This is a genomic window from Sinomonas sp. (assembly GCF_051955515.1).
Taxonomy (GTDB): Bacteria; Actinomycetota; Actinomycetes; order Actinomycetales; family Micrococcaceae; genus Sinomonas.
The window spans coordinates 1-6,537 of the sequence record NZ_JBQCGQ010000306.1; the positions used below are offsets into that span (position 1 = coordinate 1).

General features: G+C 67.8%; 6 protein-coding genes. All 6 read right to left on the reverse strand.

From position 1 onward, the window contains the following. The coding region (locus ACTHL9_RS18270; protein WP_440520687.1) for a sodium:solute symporter family transporter at positions 1 to 923 on the reverse strand (923 nt) is incomplete at its 3' end. Positions 924 to 1,039: 116 nt separating this feature from the next. After that, positions 1,040 to 2,329 (reverse strand): FAD-dependent oxidoreductase, encoded by a 1,290-nt coding sequence (locus ACTHL9_RS18275; protein WP_440520688.1) that lies wholly within the window; start codon positions 2,327 to 2,329, stop codon positions 1,040 to 1,042. A 4-nt stretch (positions 2,330 to 2,333) separates the two neighbouring features. Then, entirely contained in the window at positions 2,334 to 2,891 is a 558-nt protein-coding gene (locus tag ACTHL9_RS18280) for an Ig-like domain-containing protein (RefSeq protein WP_440520689.1), read from the reverse strand. A gap of 16 nt (positions 2,892 to 2,907) precedes the next feature. Then, positions 2,908 to 3,561, reverse strand: coding sequence for a hypothetical protein (locus ACTHL9_RS18285; protein WP_440520690.1), 654 nt, complete (start codon positions 3,559 to 3,561; stop codon positions 2,908 to 2,910). Between the two features lie 157 nt (positions 3,562 to 3,718). After that, the gene (locus ACTHL9_RS18290; protein WP_440520691.1) at positions 3,719 to 4,465 is read right to left on the reverse strand and encodes an aspartate/glutamate racemase family protein; all 747 of its coding nucleotides are present in this window, start codon (positions 4,463 to 4,465) and stop codon (positions 3,719 to 3,721) included. Between the two features lie 34 nt (positions 4,466 to 4,499). Beyond that, positions 4,500 to 6,032, reverse strand: a complete 1,533-nt coding sequence (locus ACTHL9_RS18295) for an NCS1 family nucleobase:cation symporter-1 (protein WP_440520692.1) — start codon at positions 6,030 to 6,032, stop codon at positions 4,500 to 4,502. Positions 6,033 to 6,537: the final 505 nt, after the last annotated feature.

Genomic DNA, 6,537 nt, shown 5'->3' on the forward strand with positions numbered 1-6,537 from the left:
GTGAGCAGGGCGTACGACTGGTCCGGATGCGCCAGATTCGGCAGGATCAGCGGCGCCGCCCACATCGGGAAGAAGAGGACGAGCGGCCAGATCAAGTACAGCGCGCCCGAGAGGATCAGGGACTTGCGCGCGGCGGAGCCGGTTGGGGATGCAATGAACCGTTGCGCAAGATTCCATGTGCCGCCGTTGTAGGAAATGGTGCTGATCAGGATGTACGCGAGGAAGAAGGGGAGCGTGTAGTCCCCTGCAAAAGGCTGGGAATGCGAAGCGGGCAGTTTCGTCCAGATATCCGCGATGGCAGACACGCCGCCGAGCTTGATCAGGGAGAACACCAGCATGGCGATGCCCGCCACGAACTGGATCACGAACTGGCCGAAATCCGTCAGGGCGTCTGCCCACAGGCCGCCGATGGTCGAGTAGATCAGCGTGACCCCGCCGACAATCAAGACCCCGACGCCGATGGGGACTCCGGCAAACACATTGAGCAGCAACGCGCTGGCTGCCCACTTGGCCGCGACGTCGAACACCTTCAGCGCTGCGCCTGACCACGCGAGCACCTGCTGTGCGGGCAGGTTGTACCTCGTGCTGAGGTACTCGAGCGGGGAGATGATGCCGAGCCGCTGTCGGAGCCGCGGCCACCGCGGCGCGAACAGGATGGAGCCGATCACGCACGCAATGGTGATGGTGACGGCCCACCACACGTAGAGGGCAAAGCCGGTGGTGTAGGCAATTGCGGCATAGGCAACGAATACCGCGGCGGAATAGCCGGACATGTGGTGGGAAATGCCGGACAGCCACCATGGCATTCGTCCGCCAGCCGTGAAGAAGTCAGCAGCGTTCTTCACCCGCTTTTTTGCCCACCATCCGATCCCCACCATGACGACGAAATACGCGCTCAGGACGAGCCAGTCGCCAATATGCATTTCTCGAGCCTCCTTGGTCGAATGCACCGTGTACTAGAACGGCTTGATTCGCCATGTTTCTCTGCAAACGTTTGCATGACAAGGGGTTCTGCTCATAAAGATTTCAGGGGCTTGAGTCAGCGCCGCGCCCAGCTCGGAGCGTGCTCGGGGAGCGGTCCGATGCCCACAAGCCTGGCGGGGAGCACCCGCAGTGCGGGCAGGGCATCGAGCACCCGGAGCGGAAGCGGCTGCCGCGCGGCGCTGGCCCAGTTCTGCTGATGGGCGGCGTTCTCATCGAGGACCCGCCCCACAACTCCGCGATGGGCGAGCTGCTGGAAGCCTTGGATCAGCACGGTGGGCCACCAGCGCCGGCGCTGCACGCTCTGCAGCACGGTCTCCGGGACCTGGCCTCCGCGGAGGAGGGCGGGACGGAGGATCCGGGCCGCCGCGACAGCATCCTGCACGGCCAGATTGATCCCCACCCCGCCGACCGGGCTCATGGCATGCGCCGCGTCCCCGATGACCAGGAGGCCGGGGAAGTGCCATCGAGGGAGGCGATCAAGCCTCACATCGAGCAGCTTGACGTCATCGAACGACGGCGGTGCCTCCGCCGTGCGGCCCGCGAGCCACGGCAGCAGCTCGGCGAGGCGGCCCCGGAACGCGCCGATCCCGTCCGCCCTCAGCATGGCATCGGCTCCCTTGCGGATGAGGTAGCCGCACTGCCAGTAGTCGCCCCGGTCGATCATGATGAGGAACTGGCCGCGATGGATCCGGCCCAGAGCGCCTTCCGGGTCCGCGGGCTCCCTCGGGAGGCGGAACCACCAGACGTCCATCGGCACGCCGAAGGCTGCAGGCTCGAGGCCAGCGGCGGCGCGGACCGCGGAGCCCCGACCGTCGCACGCGACGACCAGATCGGCCTCGAGACGGTGTTCCGTTCCGAGTTCCCCGCTCGTCGGGCGCTCCCGCCACACGACTCCGGTGACGCGGCCGCCGCGGTCCGTTCCGCCGTCGTCCGCTCTCAGCAGGCCGGTGACCTCCGCCTGCCGGAGCAGCGTGAAGGTCGGTTCGCGGCTCGCAGCGTCGGCGAGGAGCTCGAGGAGGTCCCACTGCGGGACCAAGGCGATGTAGTTGTGCGGGCCGTGCAGCAGCGAGAGGTCGCCGAGCTGGGCGGGACCGGAGTCGAGGTCGGCGCCTACCCAGGTGATCTTGCGCTGGGGGAGCGCCGCGAAGGCCGGGCCAAGGCCCAGCTCGTCGAGGAGCGTGAGGGTCGAGGGATGCACGGTGTCGCCGCGGAAGTCGCGCAGGAAGTCGGCGTGCTTCTCGAGGACGGTCACGTCGATGCCGCCCCGCGCCAGCAGGAGGCCGAGGAACATGCCTGCCGGGCCTCCTCCGGCGATGGCAACGCGCGTGCGCTCGTTCGCGGCCATGCGATCAGGGTACGCGGCCCACCGTCACCCGGGAGGTCGCGGTGAAGCCGATTCCGCCCCGTTCCTCCGCGATCGCGCGGATCGTGACGCTTCCCGGCCTCAGGGCGTGCACCACGCCGTCGTGGTCGATCGCCGCGACGGACTCGTCCGAGGACGCCCACTCCACCGTCCAGCGCACCTGGACCTGATTCGTCGCGACAGACCCGCCGGTGTCGAGGACGAGGAAAGTCGTGAGGTTCTGCACGGACCCTGGGGCCAAGAGAACTTGGGCAGGGTCGATCCGAAGGCCGACCGCGACCGGCGAGCTGTCACCCGACGCGGGCGCCGTCTGCGATGCCACAGGCGCGAAGGGCCCCCACGCAGGAGCGCCGGAGGCCGCACGCCAGAAGAAGACACCCACCGAGAGCACGACGACGACGCCAATCGCCACCGCCGTCAGCAGCAGGTACCGCTTTCGAAGCTTGCGGGTTCCCGCTTCCGCTGCGCGCGCGACGTCGACCGGGTGCTGGTCGGCGAGGGCCGCGGCCTCGGCGGTGATGCGGTCGCGGACACTGTGGTTCATGACTGGCCTCTGCGGTTCATGACTGGCCCCCATCCAGCGCCAGGAGCGCCTTCTGGTTCGCGAGGCCAAGCCGCTCCGTCACGCTGGGCGTCGAGGAGTCGGTGAGGCTCGCGATCTCCGCGATCGTCAGGTGCCCGAAGTCATGCAGGACCACAGCGACGCGTTCTGGGAACGGCAGCGCGTGGAGCGGGTCGAGCGGGGTCTTGGGATGCTTCGCGGGCGGCGACGCCCACTTTTCGCGGGCTTCGGCGAGTTTGACGAAGAGGCAGAGCGTATAGAGGCGCAACTGGGGCGTAACCGGGCCCCGCCACGCCTCCGCGCTCTGGGAAAGCGCGGCTTCGAGGAGGGTCCGCGCTTCCTCGGGGTCGCGGCACAGCATCTGCGCGCACAGCTCGAAGTCGCCGCGTTGGTGCTCGAACACTTCGTAGATGTCGCCGCGACGGTCTTCGAACGAGCCGCTCACCTTGATGCCGGGCAGTTCGAGCTGCCAGTCGCGGAGAGCCGGAATCGCGGCGGCCAGCACCAAGAGTGCGCCCACGCCGATCGGAATCGAGCTGAACGAGCGGGGGATGAGCCATGCGCCTGCAGCAAGCACCACACCCAGGAGCGCCGTGAGCAGGCGGGCGGGTTTGAGGACGCTGCGGAGGTGCCGCTGCGGCAATTCACACATGGGCTTCACCTGAGGGGCAGAAGTGATGACCTGCAGTCTGCCCAGCTCCGACTGCACTGGAATTTTACCTCCAGTGAATTGAATAATCGATGGCGGAAAGGGGCGGGCCCGGAAATCCGAGCCCGCCCCTTTCGAGGGATTACGCGACCTCGAGGTATTACGCGACGACCGCCTCCGCGGGCCGGGCCGAAAGCGGCCAGCCGACCACCTTCTTGGGGCGGGGCTTGGCGAAGGTGCGGACCTTCGACGTGGTCAGCCCGAGCCTCACGAGCGACTCAGCAGCGGCGACGGCGGCAGCAACCCCGTCGACCACTGGGACGCCGCAGCGCTCGCGGATACGCTCCTCGAGCTCGGCCATGCCGCCGCAGCCCAGCACGATCACCTCGGCCCTGTCCTCGCGGACCGCCCACTCGGCCTCGGCCACGATCGCCTCAATGGCCCGCTCGGGGTCGGCCTCGAGCTCGAGTACAGCCACGCCGGAGGCGCGGACGGAGGCGCAGCGCGCGTCGAGCCCGGCGAGCTTGAGGCGGTCTTCGATGAGCGGAACCGTGCGGTCGAGCGTGGTGACGACGGAGTACTTGTGGCCGAGGTACATCGCGGTCGCCGCCGCAGCTTCGGTGATGTCGACGACCGGAACGTCGAGCAGCTCCTGCAGCCCCTCCCTGCCGTGCTCCCCATAGCCGGCCTGGACGACCGCGTCGAAATCGCCGTCGTACGCTGTCACCGCATCCATGACCGCGATAGCCGCCAGATAGCTCTCGAAGTTCCCCTCGCAGGAGTCAGCGCCGAAGCGCGGGGTGATGCCCACGATCTCGGTGTCGGGGAGCGCGGCGCGGCGGGCTTGAGCCGCGATGGCGTCCGTCATGGACTGGGTGGTGTTGACGTTGGCGACGAGGATGCGCATGGGATTCTCTCTGGTCAGTCGGTGCGGGCGGGCTTCAGTGGACGACCGGGACGGCGATCGCCTCGCCGTCGGCGTCGTGGAACTCGCGCTTGCGGTCCGCGACGAGCCAGTACGCTGCCGCGCCGAGGCCCGCCCCGAAGAACCAGGCGAATTCGGAGAGTACCGCGAGCGCGGGGACGAAGGCGATGGCGAGGGCGACGGCGGCCGCCGGGACGAGCGCGGTGATCGCCCGCGGGTTGAAGCCGCGGCGGTAGTGGTACTCGCCGTCGGGTTCCTCCGTGTACAGCTCGCGGACGTTGACCCGCCCGCGGCGGATGAGCCAGTAGTCGGCCATGATGACGCCGAACAGCGGGCCGAGCAGCGCCCCGAGGCCGCCGAGGAAGTACACGATCACCGTCGGGTTGTTGTACAGGTTCCACGGAAGGATGACGAGGCCGATCACCGCCGAGACGATCGCGGCCTTGCGGAAGTTGAGGCGCTTCGGGAAGAGGTTCGTCAGGGCGTAGGTCGGGGCGACGAAGTTGGCCATGAGGTTCACAGCGATCGTCAGCACAAGGAGTGCGAGGGAGGCGCCGGCGAGGAGGAAGGTGTTCGGAATGGCCTCGACCACGTCGGACGGGGAGGTGATGATCCTGCCGTCGATCTTGAACTGGGCGCCGGCCAACACCACGCTGATCGCGCCGAAGAGGAGCATGTTGACGGGGATGCCCCAGAAGTTGCCCTTGACGATCGAGCCCTTGGACTTCGCCGCGCGGGTGAAGTCGCAGAAGTTGAGGACGAACGTGCCGTAGATCGACACCCACAGGGCGCCGCCGCCGAGGATGTGGCCCCACATGGCCGGGCCTTCGAGGCTGTTGTCGGTGTGCCAAGCGATCGAGAAGCCAGCACGTGCGAACATCCAGATGGCGAGCGCGAGCATGGTCGCGAGGATGATCGGGCCCGCGAATGCCTCATACTTGCGGATCATCTCCATCCCATAGCTGACAATGACGACCTGCACGATCCAGAGCCCCACGAAGGCAATCCACCCGAGCGGCGAGAGCCCGAGGATGCTGCCGTCGTCGAGCGGCTTGAGGCCTGGGGCGAGTGCGATCAGGAGGACGCGGAGGACGACGGACGCCAAGTACGTCTGGATCCCGAACCACGCGATGGCCACGCCGCCGCGGATGAGGGCCGGGATCTGTGCCCCGTGGATGCCGAAGGCGATGCGGCTCATGACGGGGAACGGGACGCCCGTCTTCTGCCCCATGAAGCCGGAGAGGTTGAGCAGGGCGAAAAGCAGCACGGCGCCGATGCCGAGCGCGCCGAGCACCTGCCACCCGCCCAGTCCCAGGGCGAAAAGGCCGATCGCGAAGGCGTAGTTGCCGAGGCTGTGCACGTCGTTCGCCCAGAGGGTGAAGATGCTGTACGCGCTCCAGCTGCGGCCCTTCCGTTCAGTCGGGGCAAGGTCTCGGTTGTAGAGGCGGGGGCTGATGGCGATCGGGATCTGCGGGGCTGGCGACGCGCCCCGCTCGCTGTGGGCTTGGGCGTTCAGCGGCTGGACGACGGTGTCCTGATGGCTGTTCATGGTTCTCTTTTCGGATCGGTGGTGGCGGCGTGGCCGCTCGTGGGATCCGCTGGCCTGTTGGGGCTGTGAGGCTCAGCTTCGGCTTCGGTGCCGATGTGGGAGAGTCTCGGTTGGGTGTGACCGACCTCTCATCACTTGGTATACAAGATAGCTCTGGGATACCAAACATGGCAAGAGGTTTTGTGGGGGAAGTTTTTGAAATTGAAGCGGCGCCTTTGGGATACCGCGTTCCTCCGCCGAGGTCGGGTCTTCTGCCGCCGAGGTCGGGCCGTGTGGCGGCGAGGTCGGGCCGTGTGACGCCGAGGGTGGTGGCTTCGACGGAGGGGGCTGCTGCCACAAGCAACGCCGTCGTGGCGAATCTCGGCGAGTCCGGGCGTCGGCCCTTGCGCGGGTGACAGAGTTCGCCGGCGGTGGGGCTATCCGGGTTAGCGGCCCGGTGCCTGCGTGGGGCCCGAGGTCGGCGGCAGGGGGCCCGATCTCGGTGGCACGCCGCCCGATGTCGGCG

What these genes read in the sequence shown, in the direction of transcription:
- ACTHL9_RS18275 (WP_440520688.1), bottom strand. Translation starts at nt 2,329, where the DNA reads ATGGCCGCGAACGAGCGCACGCGCGTTGCCATCGCCGGAGGAGGCCCG.
- ACTHL9_RS18280 (WP_440520689.1), bottom strand. Translation starts at nt 2,891, where the DNA reads ATGAACCACAGTGTCCGCGACCGCATCACCGCCGAGGCCGCGGCCCTC.
- ACTHL9_RS18285 (WP_440520690.1), bottom strand. Translation starts at nt 3,561, where the DNA reads ATGTGTGAATTGCCGCAGCGGCACCTCCGCAGCGTCCTCAAACCCGCC.
- ACTHL9_RS18290 (WP_440520691.1), bottom strand. Translation starts at nt 4,465, where the DNA reads ATGCGCATCCTCGTCGCCAACGTCAACACCACCCAGTCCATGACGGAC.
- ACTHL9_RS18295 (WP_440520692.1), bottom strand. Translation starts at nt 6,032, where the DNA reads ATGAACAGCCATCAGGACACCGTCGTCCAGCCGCTGAACGCCCAAGCC.